This is a genomic window from Streptomyces sp. NPDC051569, assembly GCF_044454085.1.
GTDB lineage: Bacteria > Actinomycetota > Actinomycetes > Streptomycetales > Streptomycetaceae > Streptomyces.
In genome coordinates, this window is record NZ_JBITDJ010000004.1 from 64,603 (window position 1) to 83,961 (window position 19,359).

Annotated in this window: 20 protein-coding genes; 8 read left to right on the top strand and 12 right to left on the bottom strand. The window is 73.8% G+C overall.

Annotated features, from left to right (window positions below; all coding sequences use genetic code 11):
- Positions 1 to 122 precede the first annotated feature (122 nt).
- Positions 123 to 851 carry a VIT1/CCC1 transporter family protein gene (locus ACIBAE_RS08485; RefSeq protein WP_399283149.1) on the bottom strand — a complete coding sequence of 243 codons (729 nt, stop codon included), beginning with the start codon at positions 849 to 851 and terminating at the stop codon, positions 123 to 125.
- Between the two features lie 327 nt (positions 852 to 1,178).
- On the opposite strand from ACIBAE_RS08485, the gene ACIBAE_RS08490 reads away from it, so the two are divergent.
- The 7 genes from ACIBAE_RS08490 to ACIBAE_RS08520 are packed head-to-tail and all read left to right on the top strand — an operon-like array spanning position 1,179 to position 9,349.
- On the top strand, positions 1,179 to 2,204 hold the full coding sequence (locus ACIBAE_RS08490) for an ADP-ribosylglycohydrolase family protein (RefSeq protein ID WP_399283151.1): 1,026 nt from the start codon (positions 1,179 to 1,181) through the stop codon (positions 2,202 to 2,204).
- A complete protein-coding gene (locus ACIBAE_RS08495; RefSeq protein ID WP_399283152.1) occupies positions 2,201 to 3,787 on the top strand; it encodes an ADP-ribosylglycohydrolase family protein in 1,587 nt (528 codons plus the stop codon). Before ACIBAE_RS08490 ends, ACIBAE_RS08495 begins: the two co-directional genes overlap by 4 nt.
- Complete coding sequence (locus tag ACIBAE_RS08500) at positions 3,735 to 4,913, top strand: ADP-ribosylglycohydrolase family protein (RefSeq protein ID WP_399283155.1); 1,179 nt, start codon at positions 3,735 to 3,737, stop codon at positions 4,911 to 4,913. Before ACIBAE_RS08495 ends, ACIBAE_RS08500 begins: the two co-directional genes overlap by 53 nt.
- Entirely contained in the window at positions 4,910 to 6,430 is a 1,521-nt protein-coding gene (locus tag ACIBAE_RS08505; RefSeq protein ID WP_399283156.1) for an ADP-ribosylglycohydrolase family protein, read from the top strand. The genes ACIBAE_RS08500 and ACIBAE_RS08505 overlap by 4 nt, the downstream gene beginning before the upstream one ends.
- Positions 6,427 to 7,311: a ribokinase gene (rbsK, locus tag ACIBAE_RS08510; RefSeq protein WP_399283158.1), complete on the top strand. Its 885-nt coding sequence runs from the start codon at positions 6,427 to 6,429 to the stop codon at positions 7,309 to 7,311. Before ACIBAE_RS08505 ends, rbsK begins: the two co-directional genes overlap by 4 nt.
- Positions 7,308 to 8,558, top strand: coding sequence for a CaiB/BaiF CoA transferase family protein (locus tag ACIBAE_RS08515; protein WP_399283160.1), 1,251 nt, complete (start codon positions 7,308 to 7,310; stop codon positions 8,556 to 8,558). Before rbsK ends, ACIBAE_RS08515 begins: the two co-directional genes overlap by 4 nt.
- Complete coding sequence (locus tag ACIBAE_RS08520) at positions 8,555 to 9,349, top strand: HpcH/HpaI aldolase/citrate lyase family protein (RefSeq protein ID WP_399283161.1); 795 nt, start codon at positions 8,555 to 8,557, stop codon at positions 9,347 to 9,349. Before ACIBAE_RS08515 ends, ACIBAE_RS08520 begins: the two co-directional genes overlap by 4 nt.
- A 67-nt stretch (positions 9,350 to 9,416) precedes the next feature.
- Here ACIBAE_RS08520 and lgt read toward each other — a convergent pair whose 3' ends face one another.
- The 11 genes from lgt to hisI all read right to left on the bottom strand — a co-directional run bounded on the left by lgt (position 9,417) and on the right by hisI (position 18,631).
- Positions 9,417 to 10,397, bottom strand: a complete 981-nt coding sequence (lgt, locus tag ACIBAE_RS08525; RefSeq protein ID WP_399283163.1) for a prolipoprotein diacylglyceryl transferase — start codon at positions 10,395 to 10,397, stop codon at positions 9,417 to 9,419.
- A 69-nt stretch (positions 10,398 to 10,466) separates the two neighbouring features.
- The gene (locus ACIBAE_RS08530; protein ID WP_399283165.1) at positions 10,467 to 11,321 is read right to left on the bottom strand and encodes a thioredoxin domain-containing protein; all 855 of its coding nucleotides are present in this window, start codon (positions 11,319 to 11,321) and stop codon (positions 10,467 to 10,469) included.
- Between the two features lie 97 nt (positions 11,322 to 11,418).
- Positions 11,419 to 12,231, bottom strand: coding sequence for a tryptophan synthase subunit alpha (gene trpA / locus ACIBAE_RS08535; RefSeq protein ID WP_399283167.1), 813 nt, complete (start codon positions 12,229 to 12,231; stop codon positions 11,419 to 11,421).
- Positions 12,228 to 13,466 (bottom strand): tryptophan synthase subunit beta, encoded by a 1,239-nt coding sequence (gene trpB, locus ACIBAE_RS08540; protein ID WP_399283169.1) that lies wholly within the window; start codon positions 13,464 to 13,466, stop codon positions 12,228 to 12,230. Before trpB ends, trpA begins: the two co-directional genes overlap by 4 nt.
- Before the next feature lie 252 nt (positions 13,467 to 13,718).
- Complete coding sequence (gene trpM, locus ACIBAE_RS08545) at positions 13,719 to 13,868, bottom strand: tryptophan biosynthesis modulator TrpM (RefSeq protein ID WP_399283775.1); 150 nt, start codon at positions 13,866 to 13,868, stop codon at positions 13,719 to 13,721.
- Positions 13,869 to 13,939: 71 nt separating this feature from the next.
- Positions 13,940 to 14,749 carry an indole-3-glycerol phosphate synthase TrpC gene (gene trpC / locus ACIBAE_RS08550; RefSeq protein WP_399283170.1) on the bottom strand — a complete coding sequence of 270 codons (810 nt, stop codon included), beginning with the start codon at positions 14,747 to 14,749 and terminating at the stop codon, positions 13,940 to 13,942.
- Between the two features lie 117 nt (positions 14,750 to 14,866).
- On the bottom strand, positions 14,867 to 15,304 hold the full coding sequence (locus tag ACIBAE_RS08555) for a DUF2752 domain-containing protein (RefSeq protein ID WP_399283172.1): 438 nt from the start codon (positions 15,302 to 15,304) through the stop codon (positions 14,867 to 14,869).
- A gap of 193 nt (positions 15,305 to 15,497) precedes the next feature.
- Complete coding sequence (locus tag ACIBAE_RS08560; protein WP_399283776.1) at positions 15,498 to 15,776, bottom strand: HGxxPAAW family protein; 279 nt, start codon at positions 15,774 to 15,776, stop codon at positions 15,498 to 15,500.
- A gap of 138 nt (positions 15,777 to 15,914) precedes the next feature.
- Complete coding sequence (locus tag ACIBAE_RS08565) at positions 15,915 to 16,622, bottom strand: TIGR02234 family membrane protein (protein WP_399283173.1); 708 nt, start codon at positions 16,620 to 16,622, stop codon at positions 15,915 to 15,917.
- A gap of 63 nt (positions 16,623 to 16,685) precedes the next feature.
- Entirely contained in the window at positions 16,686 to 18,200 is a 1,515-nt protein-coding gene (locus ACIBAE_RS08570; protein ID WP_399283175.1) for an anthranilate synthase component I, read from the bottom strand.
- A gap of 53 nt (positions 18,201 to 18,253) precedes the next feature.
- Positions 18,254 to 18,631 (bottom strand): phosphoribosyl-AMP cyclohydrolase, encoded by a 378-nt coding sequence (hisI, locus tag ACIBAE_RS08575; protein ID WP_399283176.1) that lies wholly within the window; start codon positions 18,629 to 18,631, stop codon positions 18,254 to 18,256.
- Positions 18,632 to 18,715: 84 nt separating this feature from the next.
- On the opposite strand from hisI, the gene ACIBAE_RS08580 reads away from it, so the two are divergent.
- The gene (locus tag ACIBAE_RS08580; RefSeq protein ID WP_399283178.1) at positions 18,716 to 19,348 is read left to right on the top strand and encodes a TIGR03085 family metal-binding protein; all 633 of its coding nucleotides are present in this window, start codon (positions 18,716 to 18,718) and stop codon (positions 19,346 to 19,348) included.
- Positions 19,349 to 19,359 lie beyond the last annotated feature (11 nt).

The window sequence follows — 19,359 nt, forward strand, 5'->3', positions numbered from 1 at the left end:
TAACGGTCGCGGGCGAGAGGGCGTCCGGGGCGCCCCGCCCAGTCTTGCATCCCCGGCCGCGGAACGCCCCGGAGCCGCCCCGAAGCCACCCCGGAACCACCCAGGGCGGACAACCGCCCAGGTCAGAAGGTCGCGCCGAACAGCGCGCCGAGCCCGTAGGTGAGCGCGGCGGCCGTCCCTCCGAGCAGCAGCTGCCGCAGCCCGCTGTACCACCAGCTGCGCGCGGTCACCCGGGCCACCAGCGCGCCGCAGGCGAAGAGGCCCAGGAGGGCCGGTATCAGTGCGGGCCAGAGTGCGGTGGCGCCCAGCAGATAGGGCATGACGGGCAGCAGCGCGCCCAGGGCGAAGGAGCCGAACGACGAGACGGCGGCGACCAGCGGGGACGGCAGATCGTCCGGGTCGATGCCCAGTTCCTCGCGGGCGTGGATCTCCAGAGCCTGCTCCGGGTCCTTCGACAGCTGCCGGGCCACCTCGCGCGCCAGCGCGGGCTCCACACCCCGCGAGACGTAGAGCGCGGCCAGCTCCTCCATCTCGTCGGCGGGGTGTTTGCGCAGCTCACGTCGCTCCACCTCCAGCTCCGCCTGGACCAGCTCACGCTGGGAGGCGACGGAGGTGTACTCGCCCGCGGCCATCGAGAAGGCACCGGCCGCGAGGCCCGCCAGCCCGGTGATCACGATCGTGTGCTGGGAGACCGCGCCGCCGGCGACGCCGGTCATCAGCGCGAGGTTGGAGACCAGCCCGTCCATCGCGCCGAACACCGCGGGACGCAGCCAGCCGCCGTTCACATCGCGGTGCGTGTGGTTGTCCCGGTGGGCCTCGTGCAGCGTGGCCTCGGTCTCGATGACGGACATGGTTCTCCTCCTCCGTGGAAGTGGATCCGGGCCCGTCCATGGACCGGTGTCCACCCCTCCCAACGCTCGAAACTACGCACGAAAAAGCGCTCCCGCCAGCAAGGAAGGCCGTACTTACCAGGCCGGGGCCGACCGCGCCCGGGGGGCCGCCCGGGCGCGGTCGGGTGACAGGAAGGTTTCGCGGACTCCCCGGCCGCTCCGCGTGGCACAGATGGGCAAGACAGATGGCAAGACAGATGGCACCAGCGTGCGGCAGAGGCAACAGAAGGCAGCAGAGGGCAGCGACGAGCGGGAACAGCGGCTCGTCGCCCGCGAAAGGGCGACACGATGGAGTTGATCGCATACGATCCGGCAGCCGATGAGATCGCGGCGCTCCGCGACCGGGCGCGCGGGGCGCTGCTCGGCCTCGCCGTCGGTGACGCGCTCGGCGCTCCCGCGGAGAACATGCGCCCCTCCGAGATCCGCCGCCGCTGGGGCCGTATCGAAGGCTTCGTCTCCGACAGCCCGGCGGGTACGGACGACACCGAGTACGCCATCTTCTCCGGGCTGCTGCTCGCCCGGCACGGCTCCGCCCTGACCGTCGCCCATGTCGAGAAGGCCTGGCACCACTGGCTCGCGGACCTGGACGAGGGCCCGTTCCGGGGCGCGGGCTTCAGTGAGCGCGGCACCCTGGAGAACCTCAGACGCGGCCTCGCCGCCCCCATCACCGCGCAGCACCGGCACGCCTGGAGCGACGGTCTCGCGATGCGCGCGGCGCCCTTCGGTGTCTTCGCGGCGGGCCGGCCGGCCGAGGCGGCCCGGCTGGTCGCCGTCGACGGCTGCGTCAGCCATGACGGCGAGGGCATCTACGGCGGCCGGGCGGTGGCGGCGGGGGTCGCCGCCGCGATGACCGGCGCGGGTCCCGCCTCCGTGATCGCCGCCGCGCTCTCCGTCGTCCCCATGGATTCCTGGACGGCCCGCTCCCTGCGGCGCGGGGTCGTGGCCGCGCGGCGGGAGTACGGCGACACCCTCACGCGGGAGCGCGCGGTCCGCTCCGCCGTGGTCATCGGCGGTTACCCCTGGACCGATCTGGCGCCCGAGGCGGTGGGGCTGGCGTTCGGCGCGTTCGCGGCGGCCCGCGGGGACTTCCGTACGTCGGTGCTGACCGCCGTCAACATGGGCCGCGACGCGGACACCACCGCGGCGGTCGCGGGCGCCCTGGCCGGGGCGATGTCGGGGGCCGGCGCGATCCCTCCCGAATGGGCCTCGGTCATCGGCCCGGTCCGGGGCAGCTGCCTGCCCTCGATGCGCGGCTACCACGTTCTGGACATCGCGGACCTCCTGACCCCGGACGACGAAGAGGCCACCTCATGACCACACCCCGCCGACCGGCCGTCCACGAGACACGGCACTCCCCGGCCCCGGCCCCGACCGGCCCCGGCCACGGCGCCTCCGCGCGGGCCGCCGGAGTACCGGCCGGTCCGGCGGCGGGCCGGCCCGCCTCGCCTCCCGCTCCCTGTCCGCCCGTCAGCGGCGGCGCCCCCCATGCCCCGTCCGTACCCGGGCCGGACGGCGGCGGCGCCCCCGGTCTCCCGGCGGGCAAGGTCCCGGCGGGCAAGGTCCCGGCCGGCGAGGTCCCGGCGGCGCCCGGCGGGGACGGCGCACCGACCGCGCGGACCGGGCTGGAGACCCCGCGCGCGGGGGCCCGTAGCCGTACCCCGTACGCTCCCGCCGCCCCCGCCGTCGGCGCGTCATGTGAGGCGGGCGCGCGGCCGGTGCGGCGGATCGAGGGGCTGCTGCTCGGGCTGGCCGCCGGGGACGCCGCCGGGTGGCCGGCCGCCCGGCACCGGGCGGCCCGGATGCCCGAGTGGACACGGCGGCTCACCCGGGAGCTGGACACGTTCGCCGAGCAGAACGCGACGACCACCCTGCCCGTCCCCATCGCTCTCAACCAGCCGCCCGAGCCCCTCAGACTCGGACCTTCCGACGACGCCGAATGGGCCGCGTTCACCGCGCGGGCCCTACTCGCCGCCGCAGGTGACCTCTTCCGCGCGCTGCCCGCCGACCGCCGCGTCCGTGCCGCCATCGACCTGGCCTGGAACGGGCTGGCCGGTGAGATCGCCGCCGCGGCGGCGCGGGCACCCGAGGTCGAGTCCGCCGTACTGCCGCTGCGGGCACGGATCTCCGTGCGCGCGGGTCTGGGCAATCTCGCCACCGGCCTGCGCCCGCCCGCCACCGGTCACGACAATCCGCACTACTTCGACGACGCGGCCTGCGTACGGGCCGTCGTCCTCGCGGTCGCGCACCCCGGCGACCCGTCGGCGGCGGCCGGGCTCGCCGAGTTCGACGCGCGGTACACGCAGGACGGCGACGGGGTGTACGGCGCCCGTGCCATGGCCGCGGCCGTCGCCGCCGCGCTCGGCGGTGCGAACGCCGGGACCGCCGTGGCCGCCGCCCTCGCCCAGCTCCCGGAGGGCACGGAGATCGGCCGCAACGCGCGGCACGCCGTGGAGCTGGCGCGCGGCTTCGCCGAGGAGCCGGCCGGCGCCTTCGCTCTCGTCCCCCTGCTGGAGCATCAGATCGTCGACCACGTCTACAGCTACGGCATCGCCGCGGCCGAGACCGTCCCGGTCGCTCTCGCCCTGACCATCGCCGCCCGGGGCGGCGTCACCGAGGCGGTGCCCGCCGCCGCCTGCCTGTCCAGGGTCGCCGACTCCGCTCCCGCCCTCGCCGGAGCGCTGACCGGCGCGCTCGGCGGCGGCGACGCCGTGCCGGCCGCCTGGCGGGACGCCTGCCGCACCCTCGCGGGCTGCGCGCTCCCCCGGCTGGCCGGGACCGATCTCGTCGAACTCGCCGGGCTGCTGGCAGACACGGAACCGACCTCCCGGGGTGGACAATCCCGACATGACGCTCCTTTCGGCACCTCCCAGGCCCACGACGACGCCCACCCTCGATGACCGGATCACCGGCTGCCTGATCGGCGCGGCCGTCGGCGACGCGCTCGGCGGTCCGGTCGAGGGCTACTCCCCCGACCAGATCGTGGAGCGGCACGGCGGCCGGGTGTCCGGCATCGTCGGGCCGTGGAACGAGAACTGGCGTACCGCCCGCCCGCTCGCCCCCTACCACAAGGGCGACGGCCACGTCACCGACGACACCCTGATGACCCATGCGCTGATCCGGGTGTACGGAGTCGTCCGCGACCACCTCGACGCGTACGCCGTCGCGGGCCATCTGGTTCCTGATCTGATCTCCACGCCGCGCTGGATCCCGGAGCTGGAGGCGGAGGCGCTGCCCCTCCAGCGGATCTTCCTCGCCGAGAAGTGGATGGTGACGCGCCTGCACTACGGGCATGTCGACCCGCGCGAGGCGGGCACCGGGAACATCGTCAACTGCGGTGCGGCGATGTACATGGCGCCCGTCGGGCTGGTCAACGCGGCGCATCCGGCGGGCGCGTACGCCGAGGCCATCGATGTGGCGGGCGCGCACCAGTCGTCGTACGGGCGGGAGGCGGCCGGGGTGTTCGCGGCGGCGGTCGCGGCGGCCTGTCTGCCGGACGCCACCCCGGCCTCGGTCGTCGAGGCGTGTCTCGCGCTCGCCAAGGACGGCACCCGCGCCGCGATCGAGGCGGTGTGCGACGTGGCCGCCCGGCACCGCGACACGGAGTCCGCGCTGCGCGGGCTGCGGGACGCGATCGCGCCCTTCGACACGGTCGGCCCGAACTACCGCGCGCCGTCCCTCGGCGCCCGCCGCCCCTCCCGGCTGCACGCCATCGAGGAACTGCCCGTGGCTCTCGGGATGCTGCTGATCGGCGCGGGCGACTACCGCCGCACGGTGCTGGGTTCGGTCAACTACGGCCGGGACTGCGACTCGATCGCCACGATGAGCGGCGCGCTCGCCGGGGCGCTGAGCGGCGAGTCGGCGATCCCCGCCGAGTGGGCCAAGACGGTGGCCGAGGCGAGCCGCCTCGATCTGCACGCACCGGCCCGAGCGCTGGCGGAGGTCGCGTACGAGGTGTTCGCGCGCGACACCGAACGGCGCCGCGCGCACGAGGGCGCGTTCGCCCGGCTGACGGATCCGCGATGACGGGTCTCCGTCTCACCTGGGTCCAGCCCGAGGACCTGATCGGCCACGAACTGCGCCAGGCGGCCGAGGACGACCGCGACACGGCGGAGATCACCCGCCGCTGGCATACGGCGGGCGGCCGTCCGGCTGCGGAGCGCGCGGGTGCCTCACCGGGTCCCGCCTCCCCCCGGCTGCGCGCGCTGGCGGAGGAGCTGCTGGACGAACTGGCTTCCCTGGATTCACCGTTGGCGGCGACGGAACCGACGGAGCTGGCGGCGGTCAGGGCAGCCTGCCCCTCCTGGCCGGCCGCCGCCCCCGCCCTCGGCCCGGTCCCCGTCCCCGCCCGCGAAGAGCCTCCGAAGCCCGGGGAGCGCACAGGGCCCGGGGAGCGCCCGGCGCCCGAGGAGCGCACAGGGCCCGGGGAGCGCCCGGCGTCGCACCGGGCGCCGGCGCCCGCCTTCACCCTCCCCCAACTGCACGCCGCCTGGCTCGGCCGGGCCGCCGGCTGCCTGCTCGGCAAGCCCGTCGAGAAGCTGCCCCTCCAGGGCATCCGGGCCCTGGCGCGCGCCACCGGCAACTGGCCGTTGCGTACCTGGTTCACCGCCGAGGGACTGCCCGCCGGACTCGCCGCCGCGTATCCCTGGAATCGCCGTTCCGCGCCGACCTCGCTGCGGGAGAACATCGACGGGATGCCCGAGGACGACGACCTGAACTACCCCCTGCTCAATCTGCTGCTGCTCCGGCGTCACGGCCGGGACTTCACCACCGCGCAGGTGGCGAAGCTCTGGCTCGACGAACTGCCCGCCGGGCGTACGTTCACGGCGGAACGGGTCGCGTACCGCAATCTGCTCTCCGGGATCGAGCCGCCGGACACCGCCCGCCACCGCAACCCGTTCCGCGAGTGGATCGGCGCGGCCATCCGGGCCGACACGCACGGCTGGACGAACCCCGGCGATCCGGGCGCCGCCGCCGGGCAGGCGCACCGGGACGCGACGCTCACCCACACCGCCAACGGGGTGTTCGGGGCGATGTTCATCGCGGCGACCATCGCGGCGGCGGCCACGCACGACGACGTGCACGCGTGCCTGCGGGCCGGGCTGAGCGTCGTACCGCCGCGCTCCCGGCTCGCCGGGGCCGTCCACCTCGGCATCGGAACCGCCCGCGCCCACGCCGATTTCGAGACCGTCGCCGACGTGCTCCACTCGGCCCTCGGGCATTACCACTGGGTGCACGTCCTCCCCAACGCGGCGCTGGTCGCCGCCGCGCTCACCCACGCCGACGGCGACTTCGGCGGCTCCATCTGCCGTGCCGTGTCGGGCGGCTGGGACACCGATTCGAACGGCGCGACGGCCGGTTCGGTCGCCGGACTGCTGGCCGGGCACCCGGACCGGCTGCCCGAGCACTGGACGGGCCCGCTCAAGAACCGCCTCGCCACCTCGGTCGGCGGTTTCGACTCCATCGGCTTCGACAGCCTGGCAGAACTCACCCGGACCGTGACCCCACGGCCCGTGAACCTCAGGGAGACACCCCACCCATGACCGGCATCGTGGTGCTCGGCAGCACCAACATGGATCTTGTCGCGTATGTCGCCCGGGCCCCGAAGTCCGGCGAGACCGTCACGGGCCGCGAGTTCCGTATGGTCCCGGGCGGCAAGGGCGCCAATCAGGCCGTCGCCGCCGCCCGGGCGGGCGGCGAGGTGGCGATGATCGGCGCGGTCGGCGCGGACGAATTCGGGGAGCAGCTGCGGCACACCCTGATCGCCTCCGGGGTCGACACCGACCTCCTGCGTACGGCGGAGGGCCTCTCCGGCACCGCCCATGTCGTCGTCGACGACGAGGGCGGCAACTCGATCGTGGTGATCGCCGGTGCGAACCACACCGTCACCTGTCTCGGCCCCGGCGACGAGACGCTCATCGCCACCGCCGGCACCCTGCTCCTCCAGCTCGAACTCCCGCTGAGCGCGGTGCTGTCCGGCGCGGAGGCCGCCCACCGCCATTCCGTACGGACCATTCTCACCCCGTCCCCCGCCCAGCCCCTGCCGTCCGAGCTGCTCGGCACCATCGATCTGCTGGTCCCGAACGAACACGAGGCGGCTGTCCTGACCGGGATCGCCGACCCGCACGCGGCGGCGGAGGCGCTGCTCCGGCAGGTTCCCCAGGTCGTGATCACCCTCGGCGCCGCGGGCAGCCTGTACGCGACGCGGGGCGCGGAACCGGTGACCGTACCGGCTCCCCGGGTCAGCGCCGTGGACACCACCGGCGCCGGCGACACCTTCGTGGGGACCCTGGCGGTCGCGCTCTGCGAGGGCCGGCCGATGCGGGAGGCGATGGGGTGGGCCTCGTCGGCCGCCGCGCTGTGCGTCCAGCGTCACGGGGCGTCCACGTCCATGCCGTACCGCACCGAGATCGAGGCATCATGACCGCCGCGCCCACGCATCCGCCCACCCCGGCACCCGCCCCGGCCGGGGCCCCGGTACCCGCCCTCCCGCCACTGGCCGGGCTGCGCGTCCTCGACCTCGCGACGCTCTTCGCGGGCCCGCTCGCGGCCTCCATGCTCGGCGACTTCGGCGCCGAGGTGATCAAGGTCGAGCACCCCAGCCGCCCCGATCCGTCACGCGGACACGGCCCCGCGAAGGACGGCGTGGGCCTGTGGTGGAAGGTGCTCGGCCGCAACAAGCGCGCCATCACCCTGGACCTGTCCACCCCGGCCGGCCAGGACCTCCTGCTACGCCTCGCCGCCGACGCGGATGTGATCATCGAGAACTTCCGCCCCGGCACCCTGGAGAAATGGGGACTCGGCTGGGACGAGCTCTCCGCCGCCAATCCCCGGCTCGTGCTGGCCCGTGTGACGGGCTTCGGCCAGTTCGGCCCGTACTCCCACCGTCCGGGCTTCGGCACGCTCGCCGAGGCGATGAGCGGCTTCGCCGCCGTCACGGGCGAGCCGGGCGGGCCGCCCACCCTGCCGCCCTTCGGCCTCGCCGACTCGATCGCCGCGCTGGCCACGGCGTACGCGGTGCTGACCGCGCTCACCGGCCGGGCGGCGACGGGCCGCGGGCAGGTGGTCGACCTGGCGATCATCGAGCCGATCCTCACGGTCCTCGGTCCGGCGCCGCTCTGGTACGACCAGCTCGGCTATGTCCAGCCGCGCACCGGCAACCGCTCCCGCAACAACGCGCCCCGCAACACCTACCGCACGGCCGACGGCTCCTGGCTGGCGGTCTCCACCTCCGCCCAGTCGATCGCCGAACGCGTCATGCACCTGGTCGGGCGCCCGGACCTCGTCTCCGAGCCCTGGTTCGCCACCGGCGGCGGGCGCGCGGACCACGCGGACGTCCTGGACGACGCGGTCGGCGGCTGGATCGCCCGGCACACCCGCGACGAGGCGATGGCCGCGTTCGAGAAGGCCGAGGCGGCGATCGCGCCGGTGTACGACATCCGCGACGTCATGGCCGATCCGCAGTACCAGGCGCTGGACACCATCACGGAGGTTCCGGACCCGGAGCTCGGGCCGCTGCGGATGCAGAACGTCCTCTTCCGGCTCTCCGAGACCCCCGGCGCCATCCGCTGGGCGGGCCGCCCGCACGGCGCGGACACCGACACGGTCCTCGCCGAACTGGGCCTGTCGGCACCTGAGATCGCCGCGCTCCGGTCGGGAGGCACGCTGTGACGGTCCCGATCACCTGGCTGTACGTCCCCGGGGACCGCCCGGAGCTCATGACGAAGGCGCTGTCGTCCGGCGCGGATGTCGTGATCGTGGACCTGGAGGACGCGGTCGCTCCCGACCGCAAGGAGTACGCCCGCGCCGCCACCGCCGAATTCCTGGCCTCGCCGCAGCCGCTCCCGGTCCATGTCCGGATCGCCGACGAGCAGGACGTGCCGTTCCTGGTCGGCCTCCCCGCCCTGACCGGGCTGCGGGTGCCGAAGGTCACCCACCCGTCCGACGTGCACCGGGTCGCGGCCCGCGCGGCGGACATCGCGCTGTTCGCGCTGCTCGAATCGGCCATCGCCGTGGAACACGCCCACGCCATCGCCGCCGCGCACCCGGCCGTCCGGGGCATCGCGCTGGGCGAGGCGGACCTCCGCGCCGATCTGGGGGTACGGGAGGACAGCGGCCTGGACTGGGCGCGCAGCCGGGTCGTGGTCGCGGCCCGCGCGGCGGGCCTGGCCGCACCGGCCCAGTCGGTCTACCCCGACGTGCGGGACCTGGACGGGCTGGCCGCGTCCTGCGTACGGGGCCGGTCCCTGGGTTTCCTGGGCCGCGCGGCGATCCACCCCCGGCAGGTACCGGTCATCGAGCGGTCGTACCTGCCCACTCCCCGGGAGATCGAGGAGGCCGAGGAGGTCATCAGCGCGGCGACGGCGGACGCGGGGGCGCTGGCGCTGTCCGACGGCCGCTTCGTGGACGCGGCGGTCGTGGCGGCGGCCCGCCGTACCCTGACGGTGGCCGACCGGGGATAGGCCGGAAAACGCCTGGGGCCGTCGGACCAGCTGGTCCGACGGCCCCAGGCGAACACCGACAGGGCTGTCAGGCCTTTTCGGCCGCCTCGGCTCCGGCGCTCGCGGCGCCCCCGGCCACGACGCCCTCACCGGGCTCAGGCGCGTCGGCCGCGTCGGCCGAATCCGCGGGGTCGGCGGAATCCGCGGCGTCGGCGGAGCCGGAAGGGGTGGCGTCCTTCGGCGCCTCCACCGCCTCCGCACCGGGCTCCACGATCTCCTCGCGCCCCGGGCGTACCCGCGACGAGATGACGATGTAGGCGACCGCCAGGACGAAGACGATGATCGCCGTCCAGTCGTTCAGCCGCAGGCCCAGGACGTGGTGCGCCTCGTCGACCCGCAGGTACTCGATCCAGAACCGGCCCACGCAGTAGGCGGCGACGTACAGGGCGAAGACCCGTCCGTGTCCCAGCTTGAAGCGGCGGTCGGCCCAGACGACGAGGGCCGCGACGCCCAGGCACCACAGCGACTCGTACAGGAAGGTCGGGTGGTAGAGACCCGCCTCGCGGTTCGGGCCCGCGGTGATCTTCACCGCCCACGGCAGGTCGGTCTCCTTGCCGTACAGCTCCTGGTTGAACCAGTTGCCCCAACGGCCGAGGGCCTGGGCGATGGCGATGGCCGGGGCCATGGCGTCGGCCCAGGCGGGAAGCGGGATGCCGCGCCGTCGGCAGCCGATCCAGGCGCCGACCGCGCCGAGCGCGATCGCGCCCCAGATACCGAGGCCGCCCTCCCAGATCTTGAAGGCGTTGACCCAGTCCTCACCGTCGCTGAAGTACAGCTGGTAGTCGGTGATCACGTGGTAGAGGCGGCCGCCGACCAGTCCGAAGGGCACAGCCCAGACGGCGATGTCGGCGACGGTGCCGGCTTTGCCGCCCCGGGCGACCCAGCGCTTGCCGCCGTACCAGACGGCGACGAAGACACCGATGATGATGCAGAAGGCATAGCCGCGCAGCGGAAGCGGTCCGAGATGGAGCACTCCGGTCGACGGGCTGGGAATGTAGGCAAGTTCCATGGCAGGACCGACGCTACAGTGCCGGGCGGAAAGAGCGGCAGCCCGCCCGGCAACTTCTGGATAACGAGCTCAGGCCTGAGGAGTGGCCCCGTCGGGGATCGGGGCGGGCGCGGAAGGCGTTGCGGTGCCCCGCTTCTTGCCCTTGTCGGCCTCCTTGACCCACTTCTTCAGGTTGGCCGGTGTGATGTTTTCGTTACCCTTTTTCGGAAAGACCGATTCTCCGTTGAGCAGAACGGTCGGGGTCCCGCTGAAGTTACCCGTGCGGAACGCCTCGGCCGACTTCTTCACCCACGCGTCGTGGTTCCCGCCGTCCACACACTCCCGGAAGCCCGGCGCGGACTCCAGTCCGGGGACCTTCCCGGCCAGCTCCAGCAAGCGGCTGTTCCTGGCGTAGGCGTCGTCCGTCTCCAGCGGCTGGTTCTCGTACAGCACGTCGTGGTAGGCGGAGAACTTCCCGGCGTCCTGCGCGCACGCGGCGGCGTTGGCGGCGCGCAGCGAGCCGCTGCCGCCCATGTTGCCGTCGATGAGCGTGGCGAGGTGGTACTCGACCTTGAGCTGTCCCGCCTTCTCCAGCTGGTGGACCGTGCTCCGGAAGGTGTTCTCGAACTGGGCGCAGGCCGGGCAGCGGAAGTCCTCCCACACCGTGAGCGTGGACGGCGCGTCCGTCGCCCCCACGGGGATCGCCAGATCGTCCTTGCCGTTCAGACCCGACGGCGCGAGCACCGGCCCCGCCGCCCCGGTGGCCTTGTCCTTGCCCGCGTTCGCGGCGACGACGCCGATCGCCCCGGCCACGGCGAGCACGCCGACCACCGCCGCGGACATGATCAGGGTGCGCCTGCGCTTCTCGCGTGCCTTCTCGATTTCGCGTTCCTGCTGGAGCCGCTCTCTCGCGCTCCGCCTTGCGTCACGGTTCTTCTCGCTCACGCCCACAGCAACGAACCGGGGAGGCGCGTACGCACCTCCCCGGCCCCAGGTCCACCCATACGGGTGAGAATCACCCGGCAGCGCCCCGTATCGCTCGTCAGCGCTTGCGAACGCCCGCCGCCAGCTCGCTCGCCAGCTCGCGCACCGCCACCAGTCCGGCGGCCTCGTCGGGCGCCTCCAGCATCCGCTTCACGAAGGCCGAACCGACGATCACCCCGTCCGCGAAGCCCGCGACCTCCGCCGCCTGCTCGGCGTTGGACACGCCGAGCCCGACACAGACCGGCAGGCCGGTGGTGGCGCGGGTACGCCCCACCAGTTCCTGGGCCTCGACGCCCACGGACACCCGGGTGCCCGTGACGCCCATCAGTGAGGCGGCGTAGACGAAGCCGGTGCCGACCGCCGTGATCTTCGCCAGCCGCTCGTCCCTGCTGCTCGGCGCGACGACGAAGACCGTGGCGAGACCGTGCTTCTCGGCGTGCTCGCGCCACACCGCGGACTCCTCGACGGGCAGGTCCGGCAGGATGCACCCGGCGCCGCCCGCCTCGGCCAGCTCGGTGGTGAACCGCTCGATGCCGTAGCGGTCGATCGGATTCCAGTACGTCATCACCAGGACCGGCTTCCCGGTCGCCTCGTGCGCCTCGCGGACCGTGCGCATCACGTCGGCGATCTTGACGCCGCCGCGCAGCGCGATGTCGTCGGCGGTCTGGATGACCGGTCCGTCGAGCACCGGGTCGCTGTGCGGCAGCCCGACCTCGACCACGTCGGCGCCGCCGTCGAAGACCGCCTTCACGGCGGCGATCCCGCCGTCCACGGTCGGGAACCCGGCCGGCAGATAGGCGATCAGCGCGGCCCTGTCCTCGGCCCTGGCCGCCGCGAGGGTGTCGCTCAGCAGCTGGATGTTCCCGCTCACTTGGTGCCCTCGCCGTCGTACAGCCCGAAGTAGCGGGCGGCCGTGTCCATGTCCTTGTCGCCGCGCCCGGAGAGGTTGACGACGATCAGCCCGTCCTCGCCCAGCTCCCGCCCCAGCTCCAGCGCCCCGGCCAGCGCGTGCGCGCTCTCGATGGCGGGGATGATCCCCTCGGTGCGGGACAGGAGCAGCAGCGCCCCCATGGCGTCGTCGTCGGTGACGGCCCGGTACTCACCGCGTCCGCTGTCCTTGAGATACGCGTGCTCGGGGCCGATGCCCGGGTAGTCCAGTCCGGCCGAGATCGAGTACGGCTCGGTGATCTGGCCTTCCTCGTTCTGCAGCACGTACGAGCGTGACCCGTGCAGGATGCCGGGCTCGCCGGCGGTCAGGGTGGCCGCGTGCTCGCCGCTCTCGATCCCGTGCCCGGCGGGTTCGCAGCCCACCAGCCGTACGGCCGCGTCCGGGATGAACGCGTGGAAGAGCCCGATCGCGTTGGACCCGCCCCCCACGCACGCCACGGCGGCGTCGGGGAGCCGCCCGGCGCGCTCCAGGATCTGCCGCCTGGCCTCGACGCCGATGACCCGGTGGAAGTCCCGCACCATCGCCGGGAAGGGGTGCGGTCCGGCGACCGTACCGAACAGGTAGTGCGTACGGTCCACATTGGCGACCCAGTCGCGGAACGCCTCGTTGATGGCGTCCTTGAGGGTGCGGCTGCCGGACTTCACGGGGATGACCTCGGCGCCGAGCATCCGCATCCGGGCGACGTTGAGGGCCTGGCGCTGGGTGTCGATCTCGCCCATGTAGATGGTGCATTCGAGTCCGAACAGCGCGCAGGCGGTCGCGGTGGCGACCCCGTGCTGCCCGGCGCCGGTCTCGGCGATGACGCGGGTCTTGCCCATGCGCCGGGTCAGCAGCGCCTGGCCCAGCACGTTGTTGATCTTGTGTGAGCCGGTGTGGTTGAGGTCCTCACGCTTGAGGAAGATCCGGGCGCCCCCGGCGTGCCCGGCGAATCGCGGGACCTCGGTCAGCGCGCTGGGCCGGCCGGTGTAGTTGACCATCAGGTCGTTGAGCTCGGCGGCGAAGGCCGGATCGGACTTGGCCTTCTCGTACTCGACGGCGACCTCGTCGACGGCGGCGACGAGCGCCTCGGGGATGAATTTGCCGCCGAAGGCACCGAAGTACCCCGTGGCGCTGGGCACGAGACCCTCGGGATCGGGAATGAAAAACTCGGAAGACACGCGAGAACTCCTCGGGAGGCAACGGGCGGGACTCACCGTATGCGCCCGGAGCGAAGGTGCCCCGCACCCGGCGAAGGACGCGAGGGACGGGCCGCGGTGGCCGGTTCCGGACGATCGGCGTCGCGGAACTGGCCGAGGGGGTGTGACACCGAAGGCGGAGCGGCGGCGGCGCCCGCGCTCCGGAGAGGCGGCGCCACGCGCACCACGGACGGCGCGGCACCCCGCGAGGGGCCGCACAGGCTCAGGACGCGGCTACCCGCGCCATCGCATGCCGTTGACCTGTCCCGGCTCGTCCCCGATCACGTACCGGACCCGCCGGCCGTGCACCCGCCGGGCCGGTGCCCGGCAGCCGCGCGGGCGGCAGCCGCGCGCCAGCGGCGCGTGCGGCACCCGCGCCGGCACCCGGCGGCGCGGGCGCGTGCCCGGCCGGGGTGCCGGCGCGTGGAGGACGACGGGGGCGGTCACGGCGGAGGTCAGTCCCTCCCGTGCCGCAGCGCCGGGTGCGCGCCGGCCGCGACGAGATCGGCCACCGCGGACTTCGGGTCGCGCCCGGTGACCAGTGATTCGCCCACCAGCACGGCGTCCGCGCCGACGTTGGCGTACGCGATCAGGTCGTGCGGCCCGCGCACCCCCGACTCGGCGATCTTGACGATGCCGGCCGGGATCTCGGGGGCGACCCGCTCGAAGGTGCCGCGGTCGACCTGCAGGGTGCGCAGGTCGCGCGCGTTCACACCGATGATCTTCGCGCCGGCGTCCACGGCCCGCTCGACCTCGTCCTCGTCATGGACCTCGACGAGCGGGGTGAGCCCGATGGACTCGGCGCGCTCGATCAGCGAGACCAGCGCCGTCTGCTCCAGCGCGGCGACGATCAGCAGGACGAGGTCGGCGCCGTACGCGCGCGCCTCCCACAGCTGGTACGAGGTGACGATGAAGTCCTTGCGCAGGACCGGGATGTCGACCCGGGCGCGTACGGCCTCCAGGTCGGCGAGCGAGCCGCCGAAACGCCGCTCCTCGGTGAGGACGGAGATGACGGACGCGCCGCCCGCCTCGTAGTCGGCGGCGAGCCCGGCCGGGTCGGCGATCGCGGCGAGCGCGCCCTTCGACGGGCTGGAGCGCTTGACCTCGCAGATGACGTTGACGCTCTCCCCGCGCAGGGCGGCGACACCGTCCCTGGCCAGGGGTGCCTTCGCCGCGCGCTCCTTGAGTTCATCAAGGCTGACGCGTGCCTGCCGCTCTGCGAGGTCCGCGCGAACACCTTCGATGATCTCGTCGAGCACACTCACGCGAGCGGCCCCCTTCCGGGACGGTTCTGGGTGGAGCAGGATCAGCCCTGCCGATGCTAGCCGGAAGAAGCCGAAGGGCCCGCATCCGGTCGGCCGAGCATGCCATCGCCCGCGCCCTCATGGTGCGAGCGGCGAGCCGAACGGCAGATTCCTGATCACCGTGAAGAGCAGGGCCGCCCCACCGAGCGCCCACCACCAGCCGGTCGGCGGTGTCGTCCGTACGGGCAGTCCCTTGCGGGCCCGCACCACCCAGGCCACCCACAGCACGGCGAGGACGGCGTAGCCGACGACGGCCAGCGCGTTGTCACCGAAGGCGGTGGCCAGGTCTCCGTGGGCCACGGCGTGGGCGCCGCGCAGACCGCCGCAACCCGGGCAGTAGAGGCCGGTGACGGCGTACAGCGGGCAGACCGGATAGTGGCCGGGTTGGTTCGGGTCGACGAGCCCGACGTACGTGAACGCGGCGGCGACACCGGCGAGGGTCAGGAGCGGCGCCAGGAGCCGGCGGCGGGCCGGGACCGGCGGCCCGGGCGGCCCGCCGTGCGGCGGCGTAGACACGGGCCCGTATCCCGGCTCGGGTACCGGACCGTATCGCGGCCCGTGTCCCGGCCCGGACAGCGGCCCGGACAGCGGCACAGGGTCCTGCCCTGCGGGGATTGGCATGGCGTCCACCCGGTGATTGTCGCCGCTGATACGGAAAGACGCAGCCCGGCCTCGCCGGACTGCGTCTGGGGTCGGAGCGCCGGCCCGGTCAGACGGTCTGAGCCTGGCGCTCGTCGTGGCCCTTGAGCTGCTGGCGACCGGCCGCGGCCCTGGCTTCCTTCATCGCGGCGGACTCCTTGGGCATGCCGAGCCCGGCCGCCTTCATGCCCAGGCCGACGACACCGCCGAGGAAGACGACGCCGATACCCGCCCAGAAACCGGGCTGGTTGGCCGCCACCATGAAGACTCCGCCGATGCAGAAGCCGATGAACGAGATGGTGACACCGGTCCAGGCCGCCAGGGTGTGTCCGTGGGTGCTGCCCGCCATGAGTTGCTCCTCGTTGGTGTTGCGCTGGGTGAGTCGGACGCTCACGGAACATTGTCCCGCATACGGCGGCTGAACGGCGTCGGGGGTCGGGTACGCCTGGCTGCCGTTCGCCCAGGTCGGGTGGGCCGGGAAAGGACGTCAGCCCTCGCGCGTGGGGTCCTCGCCCCGGTCCAGCGCCTTCCACAGGTCCTCGGGCCGGTCGGGGTTCACGACGGGCGCGCGCCGGGCGGTACGGGCCCGCGCCGTGCCCCCGCCGGAGGCGGCGGTGCCGGGGCGCTCGTAACGGCCGGACATCGCGGGCCACTGCCTGCCGTACCGCAGGGCCAGCAGCCCGGCGAGGAGGATCAGCACACTGCCGGCGCCGGTCAGATAGGGCCATACGGTGTGGGTCAGCGCGTCGACGGTGGCGGCGGTGTCGCCGGTCGTCCGCGCGGCCTTCTCGTCCAGCGCGGAGCTGTCGGAAGCGCCGAGGAAAGCGGCGGCCGCCGCGCCTGCGCCGCTCAGCGCGAGCAGCACGGAGACCAGCAGCCGGCCCGCCCTGCGCACGGCGAAGACCGCGACGAGTGCGGCGAGGCCGACGACGGCGAGCGCGGCGGGGACGCCGGTGACATCACGGCCGTCGGCGTCGAGCGGGACGGAGCCGCCGCCGACGGCCGCCGTGCCGTGGGCCCAGTTCTGGCTGGAGGCCAGGAGCACCACCGCGGCGCCGACGGCGCCGAGGAGCAGTGCGGCGGCGAGACTTCGGCGGCTGCTCGTGGCGTCGGCTGCCGGGGCGCCCGACGGGCGGGCGGCCGAGGGGGTGGCGCGACGGGGCTGGGGTACGGGTACGGCACTCACGCACCCCACTATCCCCTACGGCGTCGCCGGACGTTCAGGCGGTTCCGCGCCCCGCGCCCCGGGGACGCCCCGTCATGAGGACGGTCCCCCGTCGCCGAGCCGGTTCGCGGTGTGTACGGCGCGCAGCACGGCGGCCGCCTTGTTACGGCATTCGGTGTCCTCGGAGACCGGATCGGAGTCGGCGACGACGCCCGCCCCGGCCTGGACGTACGCCGTGCCGTCGCGCAGCAGCGCCGTTCGGATGGCGATGGCCGTGTCGGAGTCCCCGGCGAAGTCGAGATAGCCGACGCAGCCGCCGTACAGGCCGCGCCGGGTGGGCTCCAGCTCGTCGATGATCTGCATGGCGCGCGGCTTGGGCGCCCCGGAGAGGGTGCCGGCGGGGAAACAGGCCGTCAGGACGTCGAAGGCGGTGCGGCCCTCGGCGACCCGTCCGGTGACGGTCGAGACGATGTGCATGACGTGCGAGTACCGCTCGACGGACATGAAGTCGACGACCTCGACGCTGCCCGGCTCGCAGACCCGCCCCAGGTCGTTGCGGCCGAGGTCGACGAGCATCAGGTGCTCGGCCCGCTCCTTGGGGTCGGCCAGCAGTTCGTCGGCGAGGGCCTGGTCCTCCTGCGGGGTGGCGCCGCGCGGCCGGGTGCCGGCGATGGGGTGCACCATGGCGTGCCCGTCCTCGACCTTGACGAGGGCCTCGGGGCTGGAGCCGACGACGTCGAAGGCGCCGCCGTCCCCGGCGGGGAACCGGAAGAGGTACATGTAGGGGCTGGGGTTGGTGGCACGCAGCACCCGGTAGACGTCCAGCGCGCTCGCCGTGCAGGGGGTCTCGAAGCGCTGGGAGGGGACGACCTGGAACGCCTCACCGGCCCGGATCCGCTCCTTGATGTCCTCGACGGCGGCCTGGTAGTCGGCGCCGCCCCAGAGCGCGGTGTACGCGGGGAGTTCGGAGGCGGGCAGTGCGGTGGGCGCGGTGTGGACGGGCTCGGCGAGGTCGGCGGCCATGGCGTCCAGGCGGGCGACGGCGTCCGCGTACGCCTCGTCCACCCCGGTGTCGAGGTCGTTGTGGTTGATCGCGTTGGCGATCAGCAGGACCGTGCCGTCCCAGTGGTCGAGGACGGCGAGGTCCGAGGTGAGCAGCATGGTCAGCTCGGGCAGGCGCAGGTCGTCGCGGGCGTGGTCGCCGATCTTCTCCAGGCGGCGGACGATGTCGTACCCGAGGTAGCCGACCATGCCGCCGGTGAAGGGCGGCATACCGGAGGAGAGGTCCCGGGGGGTGTGCAGGGCCTCGACGGTGGCGCGCAGGGCGGCCAGCGGGTCCCCGTCGACGGGGACGCCGACGGGCGGGGTGCCGAGCCAGTGGGTGCGGCCTTCACGCTCGGTGAGCATGGCGGCGGACCGTACGCCGATGAACGAGTAGCGGGACCAGGAGCGGCCGTTCTCCGCGGACTCCAGCAGAAAGGTGCCGGGGCGCTCGGCGGCGAGCTTGCGGTACAGGCCGACGGGGGTGTCGCCGTCCGCGAGGAGGCGCCGGCTGACGGGGATGACGCGGCGGTCCACCGCCAGCTTGCGGAAGGTGTCGAGGTCCATGGCCGACGACCCTACTCGCCCGGAGGGCCCCGCCTGGGCGCTCACCCGGGCGGTCATGATCCGAGCGGCAGGACGTCGGTGTCGAAGCAGGTGCGGGTGCCGGTGTGGCAGGCGGCGCCGACCTGGTCGACCTGGACCAGCAGGGTGTCGGCGTCGCAGTCCAGGGCGACGGACCTGACGTGCTGGACATGGCCGGAGGTGTCGCCCTTGACCCAGTACTCCTGACGGCTGCGGGACCAGTAGGTGCAGCGGCCGGTGGTGAGGGTGCGGTGCAGGGCCTCGTCGTCCATCCAGCCGAGCATCAGCACCTCACCGGTGTCGTACTGCTGGGCGATGGCCGGGATCAGTCCGTCGGCGCCGCGCTTGAGCCGGTCGGCGATGGTGGGATCGAGGCCGCCGGTCGCGCCGGGGTGGGCGGTCGTGCTGGTCATACGGCCATTGTGCCGCGCCCGTGCGGAAGTCCGGTCCCGCCGTCCACTGGGCGGACGGGGGCCCACCGCCGTACGCTGGCGGACATGTCGACCCATGCCAAGCGTGAACGACTTCTGCTCGCCGACCTGTTGGAGGCGGCGGGCCCCGATGCGCCGACGCTCTGCGAAGGCTGGCTGACCCGTGATCTCGCCGCCCATGTGGTGCTGCGTGAGCGCCGCCCCGACGCGGCGGGCGGGATGATGGTGCCGGCGCTGAGGAACCGTCTGGAACGGGTGCAGAGCGAGTACGTGTCCAAGCCGTACGAGGAGCTCGTCCAGCTGATCCGTACGGGACCGCCGAAGATGTCCCCGTACGGGATCAAGCAGCTCGACGAGCTCGCGAACACCGTCGAGTTCTACGTCCACGCCGAGGATGTCCGCCGGGCGCAGCTCGCCTGGACACCGCGCGAGCTGGACCGGGTCTTCGCGGACACGCTGTGGTCGCGGGTGGAGAAGGGCGGCCGGCTGCTGGGCCGCAAATCCCCGGTGGGCCTGGTGCTGCGCCGCCCGGACGGCCGGACGGTGGTGGCCCACCGGGGCACCCCGGTGGTGACGGTCACCGGGGAGCCGGGTGAGCTGGTGCTCTTCGTGTTCGGCCGGCAGGACGCGACGGACGTACAGCTGGAGGGCGAGAAGGACGCGGTGGCGCGGCTGCGCGGGGCGAAGCTGGGCATGTGACCTCCCGGAGC